Annotated in this window: 23 protein-coding genes; 14 read left to right on the forward strand and 9 right to left on the reverse strand. The window is 69.0% G+C overall.

Features of this window, described 5'->3' with window-relative positions; translation table 11 throughout:
* The first annotated feature begins 247 nt into the window (after positions 1-247).
* The gene (locus IU452_RS21170; RefSeq protein WP_195110860.1) at positions 248-1,234 is read left to right on the forward strand and encodes a heme o synthase; all 987 of its coding nucleotides are present in this window, start codon (positions 248-250) and stop codon (positions 1,232-1,234) included.
* A gap of 101 nt (positions 1,235-1,335) precedes the next feature.
* Here IU452_RS21170 and IU452_RS21175 read toward each other — a convergent pair whose 3' ends face one another.
* Complete coding sequence (locus tag IU452_RS21175) at positions 1,336-2,520, reverse strand: hypothetical protein (RefSeq protein ID WP_195110861.1); 1,185 nt, start codon at positions 2,518-2,520, stop codon at positions 1,336-1,338.
* A 146-nt stretch (positions 2,521-2,666) separates the two neighbouring features.
* Positions 2,667-4,094 carry an FAD-dependent monooxygenase gene (locus IU452_RS21180; RefSeq protein ID WP_195110862.1) on the reverse strand — a complete coding sequence of 476 codons (1,428 nt, stop codon included), beginning with the start codon at positions 4,092-4,094 and terminating at the stop codon, positions 2,667-2,669.
* A gap of 83 nt (positions 4,095-4,177) precedes the next feature.
* On the opposite strand from IU452_RS21180, the gene IU452_RS21185 reads away from it, so the two are divergent.
* Positions 4,178-4,777 carry a TetR/AcrR family transcriptional regulator gene (locus tag IU452_RS21185; protein ID WP_195110863.1) on the forward strand — a complete coding sequence of 200 codons (600 nt, stop codon included), beginning with the start codon at positions 4,178-4,180 and terminating at the stop codon, positions 4,775-4,777.
* Positions 4,778-4,793: 16 nt separating this feature from the next.
* Here the strand turns inward: IU452_RS21185 and IU452_RS21190 are convergent, their stop codons facing one another.
* Entirely contained in the window at positions 4,794-5,759 is a 966-nt protein-coding gene (locus tag IU452_RS21190) for a quinone oxidoreductase family protein (protein ID WP_195110864.1), read from the reverse strand.
* A 33-nt stretch (positions 5,760-5,792) separates the two neighbouring features.
* On the opposite strand from IU452_RS21190, the gene IU452_RS21195 reads away from it, so the two are divergent.
* Both IU452_RS21195 and IU452_RS21200 read left to right on the forward strand, forming a co-directional pair.
* Positions 5,793-6,143 (forward strand): hypothetical protein, encoded by a 351-nt coding sequence (locus IU452_RS21195; protein WP_195110865.1) that lies wholly within the window; start codon positions 5,793-5,795, stop codon positions 6,141-6,143.
* 13 nt (positions 6,144-6,156) lie between these two features.
* Positions 6,157-6,933: a transporter substrate-binding domain-containing protein gene (locus IU452_RS21200; protein ID WP_195110866.1), complete on the forward strand. Its 777-nt coding sequence runs from the start codon at positions 6,157-6,159 to the stop codon at positions 6,931-6,933.
* A gap of 5 nt (positions 6,934-6,938) precedes the next feature.
* Here IU452_RS21200 and IU452_RS21205 read toward each other — a convergent pair whose 3' ends face one another.
* On the reverse strand, positions 6,939-7,550 hold the full coding sequence (locus tag IU452_RS21205; RefSeq protein WP_195110867.1) for a TetR/AcrR family transcriptional regulator: 612 nt from the start codon (positions 7,548-7,550) through the stop codon (positions 6,939-6,941).
* A 67-nt stretch (positions 7,551-7,617) separates the two neighbouring features.
* On the opposite strand from IU452_RS21205, the gene IU452_RS21210 reads away from it, so the two are divergent.
* Entirely contained in the window at positions 7,618-8,055 is a 438-nt protein-coding gene (locus IU452_RS21210; RefSeq protein WP_195110868.1) for an SgcJ/EcaC family oxidoreductase, read from the forward strand.
* Here the strand turns inward: IU452_RS21210 and IU452_RS21215 are convergent.
* Both IU452_RS21215 and IU452_RS21220 read right to left on the reverse strand, forming a co-directional pair.
* Positions 8,052-8,258 (reverse strand): FmdB family zinc ribbon protein, encoded by a 207-nt coding sequence (locus tag IU452_RS21215; RefSeq protein ID WP_195110869.1) that lies wholly within the window; start codon positions 8,256-8,258, stop codon positions 8,052-8,054. The two genes, IU452_RS21210 and IU452_RS21215, sit on opposite strands and share 4 nt — an antisense overlap.
* A gap of 63 nt (positions 8,259-8,321) precedes the next feature.
* On the reverse strand, positions 8,322-9,296 hold the full coding sequence (locus IU452_RS21220) for a COX15/CtaA family protein (RefSeq protein ID WP_416382345.1): 975 nt from the start codon (positions 9,294-9,296) through the stop codon (positions 8,322-8,324).
* 85 nt (positions 9,297-9,381) lie between these two features.
* Here IU452_RS21220 and mug point away from each other — a divergent pair, with 85 nt between their 5' ends.
* Together mug and IU452_RS21230 are read left to right on the forward strand one after the other, a co-directional pair.
* Entirely contained in the window at positions 9,382-9,966 is a 585-nt protein-coding gene (gene mug / locus IU452_RS21225) for a G/U mismatch-specific DNA glycosylase (RefSeq protein WP_195110870.1), read from the forward strand.
* A 25-nt stretch (positions 9,967-9,991) separates the two neighbouring features.
* On the forward strand, positions 9,992-11,254 hold the full coding sequence (locus IU452_RS21230) for an MFS transporter (protein WP_195110871.1): 1,263 nt from the start codon (positions 9,992-9,994) through the stop codon (positions 11,252-11,254).
* Between the two features lie 5 nt (positions 11,255-11,259).
* Here IU452_RS21230 and IU452_RS21235 read toward each other — a convergent pair whose 3' ends face one another.
* From IU452_RS21235 to mptB, 3 genes are read right to left on the reverse strand one after another with little or no spacing between them, the layout of a single operon-like run.
* The gene (locus IU452_RS21235) at positions 11,260-12,042 is read right to left on the reverse strand and encodes an ABC transporter permease (RefSeq protein WP_195110872.1); all 783 of its coding nucleotides are present in this window, start codon (positions 12,040-12,042) and stop codon (positions 11,260-11,262) included.
* Positions 12,039-12,974, reverse strand: a complete 936-nt coding sequence (locus tag IU452_RS21240) for an ABC transporter ATP-binding protein (RefSeq protein WP_324192737.1) — start codon at positions 12,972-12,974, stop codon at positions 12,039-12,041. Before IU452_RS21240 ends, IU452_RS21235 begins: the two co-directional genes overlap by 4 nt.
* Positions 12,971-14,620: a polyprenol phosphomannose-dependent alpha 1,6 mannosyltransferase MptB gene (gene mptB / locus IU452_RS21245; RefSeq protein ID WP_228818557.1), complete on the reverse strand. Its 1,650-nt coding sequence runs from the start codon at positions 14,618-14,620 to the stop codon at positions 12,971-12,973. The genes IU452_RS21240 and mptB overlap by 4 nt, the downstream gene beginning before the upstream one ends.
* A 416-nt stretch (positions 14,621-15,036) precedes the next feature.
* Here mptB and IU452_RS21250 point away from each other — a divergent pair, with 416 nt between their 5' ends.
* Genes IU452_RS21250 through IU452_RS21280 form a run of 7 tightly spaced genes read left to right on the forward strand, consistent with a single transcriptional unit; the run spans position 15,037 to position 21,386 of the window.
* On the forward strand, positions 15,037-15,852 hold the full coding sequence (locus tag IU452_RS21250) for a metalloregulator ArsR/SmtB family transcription factor (protein ID WP_324192738.1): 816 nt from the start codon (positions 15,037-15,039) through the stop codon (positions 15,850-15,852).
* A complete protein-coding gene (sufB, locus tag IU452_RS21255) occupies positions 15,849-17,285 on the forward strand; it encodes a Fe-S cluster assembly protein SufB (RefSeq protein WP_195110874.1) in 1,437 nt (478 codons plus the stop codon). Before IU452_RS21250 ends, sufB begins: the two co-directional genes overlap by 4 nt.
* A complete protein-coding gene (gene sufD, locus IU452_RS21260; protein ID WP_195110875.1) occupies positions 17,285-18,463 on the forward strand; it encodes a Fe-S cluster assembly protein SufD in 1,179 nt (392 codons plus the stop codon). The genes sufB and sufD overlap by 1 nt, the downstream gene beginning before the upstream one ends.
* Before the next feature lie 38 nt (positions 18,464-18,501).
* A complete protein-coding gene (sufC, locus tag IU452_RS21265; protein WP_195110876.1) occupies positions 18,502-19,275 on the forward strand; it encodes a Fe-S cluster assembly ATPase SufC in 774 nt (257 codons plus the stop codon).
* A gap of 1 nt (position 19,276) precedes the next feature.
* Positions 19,277-20,530, forward strand: coding sequence for a cysteine desulfurase (locus IU452_RS21270; RefSeq protein WP_195110877.1), 1,254 nt, complete (start codon positions 19,277-19,279; stop codon positions 20,528-20,530).
* A gap of 3 nt (positions 20,531-20,533) precedes the next feature.
* Positions 20,534-21,037: a Fe-S cluster assembly sulfur transfer protein SufU gene (gene sufU, locus IU452_RS21275; protein WP_195110878.1), complete on the forward strand. Its 504-nt coding sequence runs from the start codon at positions 20,534-20,536 to the stop codon at positions 21,035-21,037.
* Entirely contained in the window at positions 21,030-21,386 is a 357-nt protein-coding gene (locus tag IU452_RS21280) for a metal-sulfur cluster assembly factor (protein WP_195110879.1), read from the forward strand. Before sufU ends, IU452_RS21280 begins: the two co-directional genes overlap by 8 nt.
* Positions 21,387-21,398 lie beyond the last annotated feature (12 nt).

Genomic DNA, 21,398 nt, shown 5'->3' on the forward strand with positions numbered 1-21,398 from the left:
AACGGTTGGCGGCGTGGGCTACCCCACCACCCTAGAGGTCACCGCAATCTCGCGATGCGGGAACCCGCCCGCTCAGGTGCCCGCGTAGCTGCTTCGTTACGGTGGATGATTACCGCGCTGAACGCGCACCACGCCTGCGGCACCGGCGGATTCGCGGCGGGTGGGTGCGGGGCCACACCATAGCGGGGTCTACCATCGTCTGTAGTAGTTCTGACCGGATCGAGTGCACCACCTGCGAGGAGAGACAGTGCGGATTGGGCAACAGCCGGGTGGTGCGCATGGCTCCTCCGCGACGGCACTGGCCGACCGTGTCACCGGCACCGGCCCGCTGTCGGCCCTGACCCGGCGGGTGCTGGCCTACATCGCGCTGACCAAGCCGCGCGTGATCGAACTGCTGCTGGTCGCGACAATCCCGACGATGCTGCTGGCCGACCGCGGCCACATCGATATCCGTCTCATCCTGGCCACGCTGTTCGGCGGCTGGATGGGTGCGGCCAGCGCCAACACCCTCAACTGCGTCGCCGACGCCGATATCGACAAGGTGATGAAGCGGACCTCCAAGCGTCCGCTGGCGCGCGAGGCCGTGCCGACCCGCAACGCGTTCGTCTTCGGTGTCGTGCTCGGGGCGGGGTCGTTCGCCTGGCTGTGGTGGCAGGCCAATCTGCTGTCGGGTCTGCTGGTGGTCGCGACCATCCTGTTCTACGTCTTCGTCTACACGCTCGGTCTCAAGCGCCGCACCTCGCAGAACGTGGTGTGGGGTGGTGCGGCCGGATGTATGCCCGCGCTGGTCGGCTGGTCCGCGGTGACCGGTTCGATCGGCTGGCCCGCGATCGTGCTGTTCCTGGTGATCTTCTTCTGGACACCGCCGCACACCTGGGCGCTTGCCATGCGCTACAAGGAGGACTACCGCGCCGCGGGCGTGCCGATGCTGCCGGTGGTGGCCACCGAGCAGGCGGTGACCAAGCAGATCGTCGTCTACACCTGGCTCACCGTGGCCGCGACCCTGGCGCTGATTCCGGCGACCGGCGTGGTGTACGCCGCGGTCGCGATCGCGGCCGGCGCCTGGTTCCTGCTGATGGCCCACCAGCTGTATTCCGGTGTCCGCCGCGGCGAATCGGTCAAACCGCTCCGGTTGTTCCTGCAGTCCAACAACTATCTCGCCGTCGTGTTCTGCGGTTTGGCCGTCGATTCGGTCCTCGGCTGGCACACCCTCGGCGACAGCCTCTTCGGCTGAGCCCTGCCCTGCGGGCAGGGCACGAGGGAACTCTGGCCAGGCACGAGGGAACCAGGGCACACGAGGAACCAGGGCAGGAAGGAAACCGTTGCAGGGGCCTTCTATCCCTGGGGGCAGGGCTGGAGGGGGTAGCAGGCCGGGCCGGGGGTTTGTGTGGGGATGGTTCGGTCGGGGGCCTTGGTGAAGGGGGTGGTCGTGGTCTGTCCGGGGGCGGGAGCCGGGCCGGGAGTCGTCTTGTTCGAACTTCCGCCGCTGCACAGGGCGGCGAAGGCCAGGACGAGGACCAGGAAGGCCAGAATCACCAGCGGGGCGATCCCGCGCCCGCGACGGCGCGGCGGCTTGGGCGGGCGCGGATCGAACGGGACCGAATACGGCTGGGGGGTGGGCTGATACGGGGGTTGCGGGGGCGGCGGCATGCCCGGGCCCGGTGGGGGCGCGGCGTATTGCCCGGCAGTGGGTTGCGGACCGGCGGGGCCGGGCGCAGCCGGGCCACCGAGCGGTGGAATCGGCGCACCGCTGGGCGGTGGAACCGGTACGGGACCACCGGCCGCCGGATTCGACGGCGCAGCCTGCTGTCCACCGGGCTGGGGGATCGGCGCAGTGGCGACCGGCGCATCCATCGGCTGTGCCGCGGGCCGATCCGCCGCCGGGCGGGGCGGCGTCCGGTCCGCGCGTGGTGCCGGGAACCCCTCGGCGGTCAGGTCGGAATACGTTGCGGCGGCGGCAAATCCGAGGGCGCCCAGCGCCTGGCCCACTTGCGCGGCATCCCAGGAGTCGGGGGCATCCGCGGCGATGTCGGTGAAATAGGACCGCAGCGACGCGGGCCGGTCGCCGACCACCACATCGATCCCGTCCGGCAGCATGCCCTTCTCGAGGTTCACCCGCGTGCCGAGCTGGGGGATGACCAGCACCATGCCCATCACCCGCACGTGCTCGCGGCCGGGGGCAGCCCGCAGCAACCGCTGGACCTCGTCGGTGCGGGCGCGGATCTCCTCCATCGGCTCGGTGCCCGACTGGACACCCTCCAGCGGAGCAATGCGGCCATCGACGGTCCAGGGCGCGTCGGCGGCGACGGTCAGCGTGCCGTTCACCCGCTCGGTGAAACCCTTCACCGCGACCACGACGCAGATCTTGGGCGTCCACACGATCACGTCGGCGCCACCGGCCTTCACCACCGAGATCCCGGACAGCGCATGCGCCCCGGTCCACGACTTCAACCAGTTCACCACTGTCCGCTCGGTGCTGGACAGGCGCGACGGGTCGTCGTTGCGGACCTTCACCAACATCTAGATCAACCCCTGACCGATGCCCTCATCTGCCGGCCGCCTCAGCGGTCACCCGGCCACCGTACGACGGTACAGCGAACCCGGGCGAATCGGCTTGCGCGCCAGCACAGATCATGCAGCATCGGTCCGGCCGCGCTCCCGGCGGGTCACCCGTCCTTACGCCAGGCCAGATATCCGTCGGGCCGCACCAGAATTCTGGTCCCGGCGGTCGCGGCATAGTCGGTGAAGGCATGGCCGTCGACAGCCACGAGTCGACCGTCGGTCGCCAGGCGATCCGGGCCGACGATCGAATAGGTCCGCACCCCGTCGGCAGCGGGTTCGGCGGGTGCGTCGAAGGACAGCAGGGTGGCGTGCGGGCCACGGAACAGGTCGAACAGCCGCACCACGGTGCCGTCGGCGCGGCGCAGCGGGGCGTCGGGTGCCCGATCCCCGGCGACCAGCGTGCCGGTCTCGCCCGCCGCGCGGTAGCTGATGTCGAGCTGGCGGGTCTGTTCGCCGCGATCCATGGCGTCCTCGTCGCCTGCGACATGCTTCTCGAGGAGGTCGGTGCTGATACCCAGCACGCGGGCGGCCACGGCGCGGCGTTCGAGGTCGTAGGTATCGAGCGGTTTCGGATCGCCACGCAGGGCGGCGGCGAGCTTCCACCCGAGGTTGTAGGCGTCCTGGACGCCGGTGTTCATGCCTTGCCCGCCTGTCGGCGGATGCACGTGCGCCGCATCGCCCGCCAGGAATACCCGCCCGGACCGGAAGCTTTGCGCGAGTCGGGTATTCGGCCGCCAGGCCGACGCCCACACCGGTTCGCCCAGGACGATGTCGCTGCGCCCGGAGTAGCGATCGACGCGCGCCTGCATCACCGCACGGGTCGGCTCGTCGTCGAACAGTCCCGTGACGAGCTGGAACAGCCGACCACCCGGCAGCGGGGTCATGGCGACGCCCTCCAACGGTGCTCCCGACTCGGCGAACCAGTAGCCGTAGTCGTGGTCGAGCGCGTCGGCGGTCACGTCTGCGATCAGTATGCGCATCGACTCGTCGGTGGTGCCCTCGAAGGGGATGCCGAGGACCTTGCGCACCCGGCTGGCACCGCCGTCGGCGCCGACCAGATAGTCCGCCCGCACCGTCTGCATGCCGCCGGGGCCGTCGAGGGTGACGGTCACGCCGTGGTCGTCGGCAGCGAAATCGACCAGGGCAGTGCCCGACTCGACCTTTACCCCGAATTCGGCGAGCCGGTCACGCAGGATGCGTTCGATGTCGGACTGTCCCAGCACCCACGGGTTGGGATGGGGGACCGCGGGGGTCGGCTCCAGTGCTTCTGTCCGGTGGCGCTCGGTGACGAAGCGCCCGCCCAGATACACCCTTATCGGTGCCGGGGCCGCACCCTCGGTCAGCACTCGGTCGAGCACCCCGAGGTCGTCGAACACCTCCAGGGTGCGCGGCTGGATGCCGTCCCCGCGGGAGCCGACGAAGAACTGCGCGGCCTTGTCGACGATGCGCACCTGCACGCCCCGACGGGCCAGATCGATGGCGAGGGTGAGGCCGGTGGGCCCGGCTCCGGCGATGAGTACCTGCGGAGACATGAGTCCTCCCAATGGTGAATCTAAATTCAGTGAATACTGATTCAGTATTGTGATTGGTAGGGTCCGCTGTCAAGGAGGTGAGGATGGCCCGCCGCAAGGAGCAGTCGGCCGAAACCGAACAGGCCCTGAAGGATGCCGCGCGCCGGCTGTTCGCCGAGCGGGGCTATCTGAACACCAAGATCACCGACATCACCGCGGCCGCCGGTCGCGCGGCCGGGTCGTTCTACAACCATTTCGCGAGCAAGGAGGAGCTGCTGCAGCAGCTGCTGAAAGACTTTGCCGCCGAAGGGGATACGGCCGCCGACGCGCAGGAGCACAATCCCGACTTCACCGATCCCGACGCCATCCGCTACCACGTTCGGGCCTATTGGGGCTTCGCCCGCCGCCACTGGCCGGTGCTGCGTGCGGTGAATCAGGCGGCGCTGGTCAACGAGGACTTCGCGCGGCTGAGTGCGCATTTCGCCGCCGAGCAGCGCCGCGACATCGCCGACCACCTGGACGGCTTCGGGGTGGCGGGCATCCAGTTACCCAGCACCCGCGACGGCAGCCTCGCGATGATGTTCGCCATGATCCACGGCCTCCTCGAGGCCGCGGCGGAGGGCGCGGTCGAGCTCACCGACGAGCAGGCCGTGGAGGGGCTGACGCGGTTCATCTACCGCGGGCTCACCGGCCGTGACTATTGAGGCCCCGGCGAAAGGCTCAGGGCAACAGGACGATCGAGCCGGTGGTTTTGCGGGCCTCCAGGTCCCGGTGTGCCTGTTCGGCATCGGCGAGGGGGTAGGTGGCGCCGACGCGGACGCGCAGGGTGCCGGTCGCGATGCCGTTGAAGACATCGCCTGCGCGCCACAGCAATTCGTCGCGAGTGCGGGTGTAGTGGGCCAGGGTGGGCCGGGTCACGAACAGCGAACCGGCGCGGTTGAGGCGCTGCAGATCGAACGGCGGCACCGGGCCGCTGGCCGCGCCGAACAGTGCGAGCATGCCGCGCACGCGCAATGACGCCAGGCTCGCCTCGAAGGTGGCCTTGCCGACGCCGTCGTAGACCGCCGCCACGCCCTCGCCGTCGGTCAGCGCGCGAACCCGCTGGGCGACATCCTCGTCGTAGCGCAGCACCTCGGCGGCGCCCGCTTCCCGGGACAGGGTTTCCTTCTCGTCGGTGGAGACGGTGGTGATCACCCGCACTCCCTTGGCGGCCGCCATCTGGGTCAGCAGCAGACCCACGCCACCGGCCCCGGCGTGGACCAGTACGGCCTCGCCGGGTTCGGGCTTGTAGACCGATTCGACGAGGTAGTGCGCGGTCATCCCCTGCAGCAGCGCCGAGGCCGCCACCGGCGCCTCGACCCCCTCGGGCACCGGAATCGCCACCGCGGCCGGGACCAGCACCTGCTCGGCGTAGCTGCCCGGCGCCGCCGACCACGCCACCCGAGCACCGACCCGGAACTCGCTCACGTCCGGACCGACCGCCGCCACGATGCCGGTGCCCTCCGAACCGGGGATGTAGGGCACGTCCTGCGGATAGGCGCCGGTGCGGATATAGGTATCGATGAAGTTGATGCCGATCGCGTCGGTATCCACCAGCAGTTGACCGGGACCGGCCTGCGGCGCGGGCGCCTCCACGTATTTCAGGACCTCGGGACCGCCGTGCTCGGAAACCTGAATCGCGCGCATGCGCTTACCCTACCCATCGGTAAACTGATCGGCATGACCGAAACCGCCACCGCGGCCCCCGCGAAGCTGTCGCCCTCCGTCGTCGACTCGGTGAAGGAATTCGTCGCCGGTCACGGTGGTTCCGCCACCGCCGTGCTGCAGCCCATCGGCCGCATGGGCGTGCGGATCACGCTGGTCGGTGCCGACGGTGTGCTCGGCGACCGGGTCGTCGACGACCTGCCCACCGCGAAGGCCCTCGTCGAGGCGGTCGACGGGGTGAGCGAGACCGAGCACTGGGACCGCGAGCTGACCTCCGTGGTGACTCCCGCGAAGGGGCACTGGGCCAAGATGGCCGGTTGGGTGGCGCGGCAGTCGCGGTACCCGAAGGCGCGCAACGAGCGCTGAGCGCTCTGGGCCCATGCGCCTCCGGCATGTCGCGGCCGCGTTGGCGGCCGCCGTATTTTCCCTTGTCGCCGTGGCGGTTCCGGCGAGTGCGCAGCAGCCGCCCGCCCTGCGCGTCTGCACGACCGGTGACTATCCGCCGTACTCGGTGAGCGACGGCAACGGCGGTTACCGGGGCATCGACATCGAGTTGGTGCGCGGCCTCGCCGACCTGATCGGCCGCCCCCTCCACGTCGTGCCGGTCACCTGGGCGTCGATGAAGACCGATTTCGCCGCTCAGGACTGCGATCTCGCCGTCGGCGGCATCTCCGATTCCCCGGCCCGCCGCGCATTCGCCGACTTCTCGCTGACCTACGGCACCGACGGTAAGGCGCCCATCACCCGCGCGGCCGACGCCGACAACTACGCGACCATCGAGCAGATCAACCGCCCCGAGGTGCGGGTGATCGTGAATCGCGGTGGCACCAATGAGGACTTCGCGCGCCGCAACTTCCCGGATGCGCAGCTGACCGTGTGGCCGGACAACGTCACGATCTTCTCCGAAATCGACCAGGGCCGTGCCGATGTCTTCGTCACCGATTCGGTCGAGGGGCGCTACCGGGCGCGGCAGCATCCGGGCTTGGTGGTGCTGCACCCGGAACGGCCGTTCGACTCGTTCGGCAAGATCTTCCTCCTGCGCCGCAACGACCCGGTCTTGGCCGCCGAGGTGAACGGGTGGCTGGGGGCCCAACTGGCCACCGGCACCGTCGATCGCTTGTTCGCCGACTGGATCGGCCCGAACGCCACCGCCTGATCGGCTCAACTTCCCGGTAGCACGGCGGTCACCAGGGCCTCCGCCAGCCAGCTCTCGTAATCGTCGTAGGACCAACCGGATTCGACGACGAGGCTGTCGTGCACGCCCAGGCTCATCAGCGCGACGACGATATCGACGGCGCGCGGATCGAGGGCATGGCCGCCGTCGCGAATCCGGTCGACGATCGCTGTGACGCCGAGCCTGTTGCGGCGCATGCCTTCCGCCTGCGTGGCCGCGATATCCGGGTCGACGGCGGCGCCCGAGGCGAGCATCGCGACGATATCTCCGCAGCGCTCCCGCACCTGCCGGGCGGCGCGGGCCAGCAGCCCGAGCAGGGCGACGGGATCGTCGGTGCGATAGGCCTCGGCCATCAGATCGGGCATCCCGGCCTCGTCGTCGAGCAGGTCGACCAGGCCGGTGAGCACACCCGCCTTCGAACCGAAGTGTGCGTAGATCGTCTGCGGCGCCACCCCCGCCTCCTGGGCGATCAACCGGATCGGCGTGCGCGCGTAGCCGCGTTCGCCGAACAGCTGCCGCGCCGTGGTGAGGATGGTGCGCAGGGTCAGCGCCTCGCGGCGGTCCCGCAAACGAACTATTCCGGGCAGGTCGTCGGCCATGTATCTTCCTACTAGAACAACGTTCCAATTTTTGGATCGATGTTCTAAGACTAGCAAGGAGGATCCGATGAGTGACGAGCAGACGATGATCGAGGGCCTGGTGCGCGCGTGGAACACCGGCGACGGCGCGGCGTGGGCGGCCCATTTCGCCGAGGACGCCGACTTCGTGGATGTGCTGGGGCGGTTGCAGCGGGGCCGGGCGGAGATCGCCAGGGAATGCCAGAACATCCTCGACACCATCTACCGGGGGAGCGTTCTCGAGATGCGCGAAGTGGCCAGCCGCCCGCTCGGCGAAGACCTGCGCCTGGTGCATACGGCGACGACGCTGCAGGTTCCACAGGGCCCGCTCGCGGGGAAGTTGGCGTCGATTCAAACGAAAGTGGTTCGCGGAGACCAGATTCTGGCCTTTCAGAACACCATCGTGAAAAGCATGTCCGAGTACTCGAACGGCGACCCGGAGCTGGCGAGTAAGGCCCCGTTGAACTGGGACCGCCCCGCGGATTAGCCGCAGCAGCCCCCACCGCAGCAGCCCCCGGCCGCGGGCGCGGGGGCGCCGGTGGCCGCCCCGGTCAGTGCGATCGTGGTGAGTAGTTTGACGGTGTCGGCGTGCCCGTCCGGGCACGCCGCGGCCGCCCCGGATTCGCTCATGGGCCGCACGAGTTCGAATGTCGCGCTGCACTCCCGGCATCGGTAGGCGTAGGTCGGCATGGGTGCATTATCGCCGCCGCGCCGTCGAGGGAGAAATACGTCCCTGTAGCGCAGCCGATGTCGTTATGCGGCCTGGGTAACGGAGGACGCGGCCGATGCGGTGACCTGCTCGCGGGTGCGCATCGATGCCCAGAGCGCGGCGGTCGCGGCGGTGCACGCGGCGGCGCCACCGACGTGGACGGCGACCAGTGCGGCGGGCACATGCGTGAGGTACTGCACGACACCGACCAGGCCCTGGGCGCACACCAGCGCCAGCAGGACGGCGAAGCGGAGCTTGAGGGCGCGGGTCATGCCGACCGCGGCGAGGCCGAAGCCCAGCCCGATCAACAGCGACAGGTAGGCGACCAGCAGTTCGGCGTGGGCGTGCACCAGCGTCACGATCTCCACCTGCAGGCGCGCGACCGGCTTGTCGACGCTCTTGTCGCCCGCGTGCGGCCCGGCGCCGGTGACCAGGGTTCCGGCAATCAGCGTGGCGCCCAAGGCGAGTGCGCTCAGCACGGTCAGCCACCGCAGCGGGGCGGGCACCTGCGGCACCTGCACACCGTCGTCGGGCTCACCGATCTTGGCGAACAACAGCACCGCCAGCCACACCATCAGCATCGAGGCGAGCAGGTGCACCGCCACGGTCCACCACAGCAGCCCGGTGCGCACTGTGATGCCGCCGATCACCGCCTGCAGCACGGTGCCGCCGGGCATCAGCCACGCGTACACCAGCACCTCGCGCCGCCGCCGGGCCCGGACCACGGCCAGCACCACCAGTGCCGCACACAGCGTGACCGCGAAGGTCAGCAGGCGGTTGGAGAATTCGACGACCTGATGCAGCACCGGCACCTCGGCGTGCGCGACCGGGGTGAAACTGCCGGGGAAGCACTCCGGCCAGGTCGGGCACCCCAGCCCGGACGAGGTGACCCGCACGATCGCGCCGGTCACCGAAATGCCTGCCTGGGAGAGGATCACCGCGAGCGCGATGATCCGCTGCACCCGAAGCGAGGGCAGCGGAAGCAGATCGACGAGTCGCAGAAATGCGCGAGACAGCACGATGTGATGGTAGTCGGCCGCCGTCCACGGCCCGTAGCCGGGCTACTACAGCGTGTCGTGGCACGGCATTCGGCACACTGGTCGAATGCCACGCTCCACCGCCGCCCACCGACCCAGCCCCGCCGACCTCGCCGCCGCGCACGGGGTGAGTATCCCGGATCTGGTGGCACCCGGGCTGCGGGTGCTGTTCTGCGGCATCAACCCGGGACTCTGGTCCGGTGCGACCGGCTACCACTTCGCCCGGCCCGGCAACCGCTTCTGGCCCGCGCTGTACCGCTCCGGCTTCACCCCGCGCGTGCTCCGCCCGGACGAGCAGCAGGAGATGCTGGCGCTGGGCCTGGGCATCACCAATGTCGCGGTGCGCACGACCGCCAAGGCGGACGAGCTGACCGCCGAGGAACTGCGCGACGGAGGCCGGGCGCTGGCCGAGCGCGTGCTCCGATACCGCCCGCGGGTGCTGGCCGTCCTCGGTCTGGGCGCCTACCGCACCGCCTTCGACCGCCCCCGCACCGTGGTCGGCCGCCAACCGGAATCGTTGGGCGACACCGAGGTCTGGGTCCTTCCGAACCCCAGCGGCCTCAATGCCCACTACACCCTCGATGCCCTGGCCGCCGAATTCCGCATCCTGCGCGAGGCCGTCGAAGCTCTGGAGGCCGACGACCCCCGGTGACCGGCTGTGTAGGGTGAGCGCGCCTATGAATACCCTGATCGTCCCGCGGGCGCGCTCGATTCGCCGCGTCACCGCGACCGCCGCCGGTGCGGCGCTCGAAGCCTATGAATGGTCGCTGTATGCGTTGCTGGTGGCCTACTTTTCGCCCCAATTCTTCGGTGGTGATCTACAGCGGTCGGTGCTGTACGGGCTCGGGGTGTTCGCCGTCGGCTTCCTGATCCGGCCGATCGGGGCGCTGGCATTGGGCCGGTTCGCCGATCGACGGGGGAGGCGGCCCGCGCTCGTGCTGTCCCTGGCGCTGGCCGGGCTCGCGACCCTCGGGATGGCGCTCATGCCGGGGCACGAGACCATCGGTGCGGCGGCACCGATCCTGCTGCTCGGCTGGCGGCTGCTGCTGGGCTTCTCCTTCGGCGGCGAGCAGGCCATCGCCCAGGCCTATCTGTACGAGTCGGCCCCGCCGCGCCGGCGCATCCTCGGCACCAGCGTGTATTCGATCTTCTACGGATTCGGCGCGATCGCGGCGAACCTGGTCGTGGCAGGACTGGCGGCAGGGCTCGGTCCCGACGCGCTCCGGGACGGCTACTGGCGGGTGCCGTTCCTGGTGGCGGCGTTGCTGTCATTGGTGTTCGTGCTGGCCCGGCGCCGAATTCCGGAGAGCCTCGACACCTCGCTGGCCACCGAACCGGTGCGGTGGCGGCACGAGTGGCGGGCCCTGCTCGTGCCGGGTCTGGTCGTCGCGGGCCTGACCGCGGGCACGCTGTCGTCCTACTATCTCTGGATCACCGCGCCGACGAGCTATGCGATCAGCGTGCTGAAAATGCCCGACCGCCAGGTGCTCTGGGCCGGAGTGGTCGCGCAGCTGGCCTATATGCTGGCCGCCCCGCTGTTCGGCCTGCTCGCCGAGCGGGTCGGCGCGCTGCGCTGGATGGCCGGGGCCGCCGTGGCTCTGGCCGTCGCGACCGTGCCCATGCAGCAATTGCTGAACTCGGCGACGGTGTCGACATACTGGGTGCTCATGGTGGCGTCGGCGGTTTGCGTGGTCACTCTCGCCGCCATCCTGCCGGGCGCCACGGCGATGATCGCCCCTGCCCGGCATCGGGTCACCATCATGGCGCTGCCGTACAGCATCACCACCGCCGTATTCGGCGGCACCACGCCCGCTCTCAAACAGCAGTTCGCGGCGCATCCGACGCTGTTCGCGTGCTATATCGTTGCGCTGCTTCTGGTTACGGCCCTGACCGCGCTGCTCGCGCGACCACTCGGCCGCACCCTGGACCCGACGGCGTAGGCCGCCTACTCGAAGCGGAACCAGCGCACCGCGAGAACGCCTCCGATCGCGCCCCAGGCGATCAGCACCGCGAGGCCGTACCAGTCGACGGTGAGCCGCTGAGCCTGCTCCAGCGCCTCGGCCAGCGCGCCGGAGGGAATCAGTCGAGCGAGCAGGCTCAGCCAGTGCGGCACCTTGTCGGCGGCGAACACCAGGCTCGACGTGCCGAGCATGACGAACCACAGGATATTGGCCAGCGCCAGCACGATTTCGGCCTTCAGGGTGCCGCCCAGCAGCAGGCCCAGGGCGGCGAAGGTCGCCGTGCCCAGCGCGATCACGCCCGCACCCCCGACCAGCCCGCCGATCGAGGGCCGCCACCCCAGCGCGAATCCGATCAGCCCCAGCAGCACCGACTGCAGCACCACCACGATCAGCACCGCCGCGCATTTGCCGCCGACGATGCCCCAGCGCGGTAAGGCGGTGGCGCCCAGGCGTTTCAGGGCCCCGTAGCGCCGGTCGAAGCCGACCGCGATGGCCTGACCGGTGAAGGCGGTGGACATGATGGCCACCATCATTACCGCGGGCACGGTCCGATCCACCCGATGCTCGCCCAGGTCGCTGATCGGCAGCAGGGTCAGACCCACCAGCAGCGCGATCGGGATGAACATGGTCAGCAGCAGCTGTTCGCCGTTGCGCAGCAACAGGATCAGCTCCATCCGCGTCTGCGCCGCCAGCATGCCTGCACGCGGCGCCGGTCGCGGGTCGGGGCTGAAGGTGCCCGGGGCGAAACGCTCGGCGGTCTCGGTCATCCGCGCAGCTCCCTTCCGGTCAGCTCGAGGAAGACGTCCTCGAGCCGGCGCTGGTCGATGCGAATATCGGTGGGCAGCACGTCGATCCGCGCACACCAGGCGGTCACGGTGGCCAGCACCTGCGGCGTGATGTCACCGCGCAGCAGATAGGAGCCGGGGGAGGTCTCGGTCGGTGCGAAACCTTCGGGCAGGGCGCTTTTCAGCAGTTCAAGATTCAATTTCGGTGGGGCGGTGAAACGCAGCTGGCCCTCGGCGCCGACGGAGGTGACCTCGGCGGGGGTTCCGGCGGCCACGACCTGCCCGTGATCGATGATGATCAGCCGGTCGGCCAGTTGTTCGGCCTCGTCCATCATGTGGGTGGTGAGCAGCACGGCGACACCGTCGCGGCGCAGCGCATCGATGAGATCCCACACCAGATGTCGCGCCTGGGCGTCCATTCCCGCCGTCGGCTCGTCGAGGAACACCAGCTCCGGGCGGCCGACCAGGGCGCAGGCCAGCGCGAGCCGCTGCTGCTGGCCGCCCGACAGCCGGCGGTAGGGGGTGCGGCGCGCTTCGCTCAGCCCGAGAGTGGCCAGCAGCCAGTCCGGGTCGAGCGGATTCGCCGCGTAGGAGGCCACCAGATCGAGCATCTCACCGGCCCGCGAGCCCGGATAGGCGCCGCCGCCCTGCAGCATCACCCCGATGCGCGGCCGCAGCGCATCGGAATCGGCGATCGGATCCAACCCCAGCACCCGCACCGCTCCGGCATCGGGCGCGAGGAAGCCCTCGCACATCTCGACGGTCGTCGTCTTCCCGGCTCCGTTGGGCCCCAGCAGCGCCAGCACCTCGGCGTGCCCCACCTCGAAACCGATGCCGTCGACCGCGGTGGTCTCGCCGTACCGTTTCACGACGCCGTCGATGCGGACGGCGGGTTGCGAGGAGGCTGCGCTCACGATGAGACACCGTATGCGGCGGGCTGCTGTGACGGAGCAGACACCCCCGCACGTTTGCGCCACGGCAACAGATTCCGCGTCACCACGACGAAGGTCACCGACACCACGACCACGGCGATGGCGGCCTCGATGATCTGGAAGACCCCGTAGTCCGCGCCGCGCGGCATCAGCATCACGCTCACTACGGCCGAAAGCACCACCGCGGGAACGCGGAACGCCTTCGTGGTCGCCCACGCGGCCAGCGGCACGATCGCCCACAGCAGATACCACGGCTGCACCACCGGATACAGCAGCACGATCGCGCCGAGTGACACGCCGAGCGCACCGACCGCGGGCAGGCGGCCGGTCCAGGTGGCGATCAGCATGCGCAGCGTGAGGAACGCCGCGATGGTGAGGGCGATCGGGCGGGTGATACTCAGCAGCGCCGTGGTGTGATCGCCCAGGCCGAGCAGGACGCCGCCGAAGCCGGTGATGATGCCGATCGCCGTCGGCAGCGACATCCAGCTGCGCACCACGTTCGCCGTGTTGAGGGTGAACAGCCAGCCGAAGCCCAGCCCGCTGGTCACACTCACGAAAAGCGTTGTGGCGAGGGCGATCGCAGTCAGCAACGCGGCCGACGCCACCACCTGTTTGAGCGTGGGCCCCCAGCGCCGGGCCAGGGCCATGCCGACGAAGCCGAGCGCGATGAGCGAGGTGATCTTGACCGTCGACGACAGCGAGATCACCACCGCCCCGAGTATCAGCAGCGACCAGGCCCGGCGGTCGAAGACCGGGGCGTCCTCGATCGCGCGCAGGCAGAATTCGATTCCGGCCAGCATCAGGCCGAGCATCAGCGCATCGTTGTGCACGCCGGCGACCAGGTGGAACAGCACCAGCGGGTTGGCCGCCCCCAGCCACAGCGCGCTGACCGGCGCCACCCCGCAGCGGCGCGACAGCCGCGGCAGCGCCCACACGATCAACGCCACGCCGCCGAGCGCGATCAGCCGATGCGCCCACACGCCGATGATGATGTTGTCGTTGGTCAGATGCGAGATGCCACGGCCGATCCACAGGATCAGTGGTCCATAGGGTGCGGGAGTGTCACGCCAGATGTTCGGCACGTTCATGGTGAGCACATCGCCCACCCCGAGCCCCTGCTGCGGGCCGACCACATAGGGATCCATGCCCCGCTTGGCGATCTCGCTCTGCGCCAGATACGAATACACATCGGTGGAGTACAGCGGCGGCGCCACCGACAGCGGCAGGATCCACAGCAGCAGCGTGCGATCGAGCTGGGAGCGGGTCAGCCGGTGCACCGGTGCGCCGCCCAGGCCGCCGACCGCGAAGCGCCCCAGCAGCAGCCACGCCATGACGACCAGCACCGTGCCGATCATGGACAGCGCCAGCGACGAGGTCTGCCACCGCGCGAAAACACCGATCACCCGCACCCCGGACACCGGATTCTGCAGGACCGGCTGTGCCGCGACCCCGAGCGCGCTGATGCCGATCAGGACCGTGCCGGTCGCCCCCAGCAGCCTGATCCGGCCCAGCTGCGCGGTTTCGCGCGCGTCGAGGCCCGGGGCATCGGCCTCGACGCTGTGCAGGACGGCGATGGTGTGATCGGCGGGCGGGACATCCAGGCCCAATGCCCGGCGCCCGAGTTCCATGAGTCTGCGCCGCGCGCCCTCCAGTGCCACCACGCTGCAGAGCCTAGTTCGCCGTCCTCCCGGCCAGGGACCCCGGCCGAAAGCATTCCGGGGACAGGGGCGGGCCGGGGCCCTCATGGCGTAATCCGGCAATCGCGACCATTTCGTTATTCGAGGCGAACTGGGGAATAGGTCACACCGAGTGCGCAGCCGATCCGGGGGCGTGCGTTCCGGCGAAATCCCGGCCACCGCGGGTCCGGGCGGATCATGTCCGAATTGCCCTGTGCTCGAGCGCGATTCGAGCGCACGGCACCGTCGGTGCGGTGATGCGGGCCACCGTGTCGCAAATCGGCAACGGGTGGGTGGCCGCGTCCGGACCGGCCGTACTCAGGTCACCCTTACTAGAATGCGGGAAGGAATTCCGTCACACTGATGTTGTGAAAACCGTGGGTTTGCGGAACGCGAAGACGGAAACCGGGCGTCGAGGCGGCGCCCGGGCCGCTGTCGTGGCCGCGACACCGGCGGGTGAGGGGCACACCCGGGAGGCGGTCGTCCGGCTTCTGCTGGAAGAGGGCCCGATCACCGCGACCGCCATCGGCCAGCGTCTGGGCCTGAGCCCGGCCGGTGTGCGTCGGCACCTGGATGCGCTGATCGAATCCGGTGAGGCGCGCGCGACCAGGTCGGCGCCGTGGCAGCAGAAGGGGCGCGGCCGTCCCGCCAAGCAGTATCAGCTCACTGCCGCGGGCCGGGGCCGCCTGGGTCACGCCTATGACGATCTGGCGGGCGCGGCCATGCGCCAGCTGCGTGAGCTCGGTGGCGAGAAGGCGATCGTCGACTTCGCTCGCCAGCGTGTGGCCACGATCGTCGCCGGTATCGATAAGCTCGCCCGGCACACCCCCGAGGCCACGGCCACCAAGGCCACCGAGATCGCGGAGGCGTTCACCGACGCCGGATTCGCGGCCTCGACCCGCAAGGTGGGTGCCGGAGTGCAGATCTGCCAACATCACTGCCCGGTGTCGCATGTGGCCGAGGAATTCCCGGAACTGTGCGCCGCCGAACTGGAGGCCTTCCGCGAACTGCTGGGCACCCACGTGCAGCGGCTGGCGACCATCGCCAACGGCGACTGCGCCTGCACCACGCACGTCCCGCTGTTCGTCCTCCCGAACAGTACGAATACCAACCCGAACTCAGATGAGGCCGTTGCCCAGCCCGCAACGGTGACCCCGAACGACTCCGGAAGGAGTGCCGAATGACGACGACCACCGACCAGGTGCAGCCGCTGACCCAGGAGGAGACCATTGCCTCGCTGGGTAAGTACGGCTACGGCTGGGCAGACAAGGATGTCGCCGGTGCCAGTGCCAAGCGCGGCTTGTCCGAGGAGGTCGTGCGCGACATCTCGGCGAAGAAGAACGAGCCCGAGTGGATGCTCGACATCCGGCTGAAGGCGCTGCGCATCTTCGACCGCAAGCCGATGCCGACCTGGGGTTCCAACCTCGAGGGCATCGACTTCGACAACATCAAGTACTTCGTGCGCTCGACGGAGAAGCAGGCCACCACCTGGGACGAGCTGCCCGAGGACATCAAGAACACCTACGACAAGCTGGGCATCCCGGAGGCGGAGAAGCAGCGCCTGATCGCCGGTGTGGCCGCCCAGTACGAGTCCGAGGTGGTCTACCACCAGATCCGCGAGGACCTGGAGAAGCAGGGTGTCATCTTCCTCGACACCGACACCGGCCTGCGCGAGCATCCGGAGATCTTCCAGCAGTACTTCGGCTCGGTCATCCCGGCCGGTGACAACAAGTTCTCCGCGCTGAACACCGCCGTGTGGTCGGGTGGCTCGTTCATCTACGTGCCGCCGGGGGTGCACGTCGATATCCCGCTGCAGGCCTACTTCCGGATCAACACCGAGAACATGGGCCAGTTCGAGCGGACGCTGATCATCGTCGACGAGGGTGCCTACGTGCACTACGTCGAGGGCTGCACCGCGCCGATCTACAAGTCGGACTCGCTGCACTCGGCGGTGGTGGAGATCATCGTCAAGGACGGCGGCCGCTGCCGCTACACGACCATCCAGAACTGGTCCAACAACGTCTACAACCTGGTCACCAAGCGGGCCAAGGCGGGCGCGGGCGCGACCATGGAGTGGATCGACGGCAATATCGGCTCCAAGGTCACCATGAAGTACCCGGCGGTCTGGATGACCGGCGAGCACGCCAAGGGCGAGGTGCTGTCGGTGGCGTTCGCCGGCGAGGGCCAGCACCAGGACACCGGCGCGAAGATGCTGCACCTGGCGCCGCACACCTCCTCGACCATCGTGTCGAAGTCGGTGGCGCGCGGCGGCGGGCGGGCCTCCTACCGCGGCCTGGTCCAGGTCAACAAGGGCGCGTACGGTTCGCGCTCGACAGTGAAATGCGATGCGCTGCTGGTGGATACGATCAGCCGCTCCGACACCTACCCCTACGTCGACATCCGCGAGGACGACGTGACGATGGGCCACGAGGCCACCGTCTCCAAGGTGTCCGAGGATCAGCTGTTCTACCTGATGAGCCGCGGCCTCACCGAGGACGAGGCGATGGCGATGGTGGTGCGCGGCTTCGTCGAGCCGATCGCCAAGGAACTGCCCATGGAGTACGCGCTCGAGCTGAACCGCCTGATCGAGCTGCAGATGGAAGGAGCCGTCGGCTGATGCCGGTCGAGAACGTTGCCGTTGCCGGTGAGGCCAAGGTCCCTGCCGCCAACAAGGGTGAGCTGTTCACCTCGTTCGACGTGGATGCCTTCGAGGTGCCCTCGGGTAAGGACGAGGCATGGCGGTTCACCCCGTTGCGCCGCCTGCGCGGATTGCACGACGGCACCGCGGTGCGCGACGGCAAGGCGGTCGTGGAGGTGGCGGCCGCCGATGGTGTGACCGTGGAGACGGTGGGCCGTGACGACGCGCGCCTCGGCGAGGCCGGCGTACCGGCGGATCGGGTTGCCGCGCAGGCGTACTCGGGCTTCGAGCAGGCGACGATCGTCACCGTCGGTGCGGAAACCGAAGTGGCCGAGTCGGTCACGGTCACCATCACCGGCCCCGGCGAGGGCAAAACGGCCTATGGTCACCTGCAGATCCGGCTCGCCAACTTCGCCAAGGCCACCGTGGTTCTCGACCAGCGCGGCAGCGGAACCTACGCCGAGAACGTGGAATTCGTACTCGGCGACAGCGCCAAGCTGACCGTCGTCGCGGTGCAGGACTGGGCCGACGACGCCGTGCACGCCACCGCGCATCACGCCGAGCTCGGCCGCGACGCCACGTTGCGACACACCAACGTCACCCTCGGTGGCGATCTGGTGCGCCTGACCGCGACCGTCCGCTACGACGGCCCCGGCGGCGACGCCGAGCTGCTGGGCCTGTACTTCGCCGACGACGGACAGCACTTCGAGCAGCGCTTGCTGGTGGATCACGCGGTGCCGAACTGCAAGTCGAACGTGCTGTACAAGGGTGCGCTGCAGGGCGATCCGCACTCACACAAGCCCGACGCGCACACCGTGTGGGTGGGCGACGTGCTGATCCGCGCGGAGGCCGAGGGCACCGACACCTACGAGGCGAACCGCAACCTGGTGCTCACCGATGGCGCGCGCGCCGACTCGGTGCCGAACCTCGAAATCGAGACGGGCGAGATCGTCGGTGCCGGACACGCCTCGGCGACCGGTCGTTTCGACGACGAGCAGCTGTTCTACCTGCGCGCTCGCGGTATCCCGGAGGACGTCGCCCGCCGCTTGGTGGTGCGCGGTTTCTTCCACGAGATCATCCAGAAGATCGCGGTCCCCGAGATCCGGGAGCGGCTCGAGACGGCCATCGAGGCCGAACTCGCCGCGATCGGTGTCTGACCCACGAACCTATTACCCCGCAAAGGAACTCGAATTCGATGACCACCCTGGAAATCAAGGACCTGCACGTCGAGGTTGCCAACCCCGACGAGTCCGGTGAGCCCATCAAGATCCTCAAGGGCGTGAACCTCACCGTGAAATCCGGTGAGACGCATGCCATCATGGGCCCCAACGGCTCGGGCAAGTCGACCCTGTCCTACGCCATCGCCGGTCACCCGAAGTACACCGTGACCCAGGGCTCGATCACCCTGGACGGCGAGGACGTGCTGGCCATGTCCGTGGACGAGCGCGCCCGCGCGGGCCTGTTCCTGGCCATGCAGTACCCGGTCGAGGTGCCCGGCGTCTCCACGTCGAACTTCCTGCGCACCGCCGCCACCGCCGTGCGCGGCGAGGCCCCGAAGCTGCGGCACTGGGTCAAGGAGGTCAAGGAGTCGATGTCGGAGCTGGACATCGACCCGGCCTTCGCCGAGCGCAGCGTCAACGAGGGCTTCTCCGGCGGCGAGAAGAAGCGCCACGAGATCCTGCAGCTGGGCCTGCTCAAGCCGAAGATCGCCATCCTCGACGAGACCGACTCGGGCCTGGACGTGGACGCGCTGCGCATCGTCTCCGAGGGCGTCAACCGCTACTCCGAGCGCGAGAACGGCGGCATCCTGCTCATCACCCACTACACCCGCATCCTGCGCTACATCCAGCCGCAGTTCGTGCACGTGTTCGTGGGCGGGCGCATCGTCGCCGAGGGCGGGCCGGAGCTCGCCGAGGAACTGGACGCCAACGGCTACGTGCGATTCACCTCCGCTGCTGTAGGAGCCTGATATGACCGCAACCGTGCGCACACTCGATGTCGCGAGGATTCGGGCCGACTTCCCGATTCTGAGCCGCACCGTGCGCGACGGAAAACCCCTGGTGTACCTGGACTCCGGGGCCACGTCGCAGCGCCCGCTCGCGGTGCTCGACGCCGAGCGGGACTTCCTGACCACCCACAACGCGGCGGTACACCGTGGCGCGCACCAGCTGTCGGAGGAGGCGACCGACGCCTACGAGGACGCGCGCGCCGAGGTCGCACGGTTCGTGGGCGTGGACGCGAACGAGATCGTGTTCACCAAGAACGCGACCGAATCGCTGAATCTGGTGACCTACTCGTTCGCCGACAAGCGGTTCCCGTACCACGTGGGCCCGGGCGACGAGATCGTGATCACCGAGCTGGAGCATCACGCGAACCTGGTGCCCTGGCAGGAGCTCGCCCAGCGCACCGGGGCGACGCTGAAGTGGTACGGCATCACCGACGACGGGCGCATCGATCTCGATTCGCTGGAGCTGTCCCCGGCCACCAAGGTGGTCGCCTTCACGCACGTCTCCAACGTCACCGGGGCCATCACCGATGTGCCCGACATGGTGCGCCGCGCCAAGGAGGTCGGCGCGCTGACGGTGCTCGACGCCTGCCAGTCGGTGCCGCATATGCCGGTGAACTTCCGCGAGCTGGGCGTCGATTTCGCGGCGTTCTCCGGGCACAAGATGCTCGGCCCGTCGGGTGTGGGCGTGCTCTACGGCCGCTACGCGCTGCTGGAGGAGACCCCGCCGTTCATCACGGGCGGCTCGATGATCGAGACCGTCACCATGCAGCGCACCACCTTCGCCGCGCCGCCGCAGCGATTCGAGGCCGGGGTGCCGATGTCCTCGCAGGTCATCGGGTTGGGCGCGGCCGTGCGGTATCTGGACGAACTCGGCATGGACGCCGTCGAGGCACATGAGCACGCGCTGACCGGCGCGGCGCTCGAGGGCCTGGGCGCGATCGACGGGGTGCGGATCGTCGGCCCGACCGAGAACGTGGACCGCGGTGGCGCGGTGTCGTTCGTGGTCGACGGCATCCACGCCCACGACGTGGGCCAGATCCTCGACGACGAGGGCGTCGCGATCCGCGTCGGCCACCACTGCGCGTGGCCGCTCATGCGCCGCCTGGGCATCCCGGCCACCGCCCGCGCCTCCTTCGCCGTCTACAACACCCTCGACGAGGTCGACGCGCTGGTCGCCGCGGTGCGGAAGGCGCAGACCTTCTTCGGAGTTGCATAGAACATGCGCATGGAGCAGATGTACCAGGAAGTCATCCTGGACCACTACAAGCATCCGCATCACCGCGGACTGCGGGAGCCGTACGGTGCCGAGGTGCACCACGTCAACCCCACCTGCGGTGACGAGGTGACCCTGCGCGTCGCGATCGACGACAAGGGCGACGTCGCCGACGTCTCCTACGACGGCCAGGGCTGTTCGATCAGCCAGGCCGCCACCTCGATCCTCACCGACCAGGTGATCGGCCTGCCGGTGCAGCAGGCGCTGAAGGTCGTGGACTCCTACAACGAGATGATCTCCAGCCGCGGCACGCTCGAGGGCGATGAGGACGTGCTCGGCGACGGCATCGCGCTGGCCGGTGTCTCGAAGTATCCGGCGCGGGTGAAATGCGCGTTGCTGGGCTGGATGGCGTTCAAGGACGCGGTGGTCCGGATAACCCACGAACGAGCAGTGGGAGACACTGCACAGGAGACCAAGTCCGCGATGGGTAATGGGGAGCGTCATGAGTGAGACACCCGCCACCGAGCAACAGCTGTCCGACGAGGAGATGCGCCTGCTCGAGGACATCGAAGAGGCGATGCGCGATGTCGTCGACCCGGAACTGGGCATCAACGTCGTCGACCTCGGCCTGGTCTACGGTCTGCGCGTCGAGGAGGACATCGCGGTCATCGACATGACCCTGACGTCCGCGGCCTGCCCACTGACCGACGTCATCGAGGACCAGTCCCGCAACGCCCTGGTGCGCAGCGGCCTCGTCGAGGACCTCAAGATCAACTGGGTCTGGATGCCGCCGTGGGGGCCGGACAAGATCACCGAGGACGGCCGCGAGCAGCTGCGCGCCCTGGGCTTCACCGTCTAGGCCACAGCGACT

Source organism: Nocardia transvalensis (assembly GCF_015477765.1).
Classification (GTDB): Bacteria; Actinomycetota; Actinomycetes; order Mycobacteriales; family Mycobacteriaceae; genus Nocardia; species Nocardia transvalensis_A.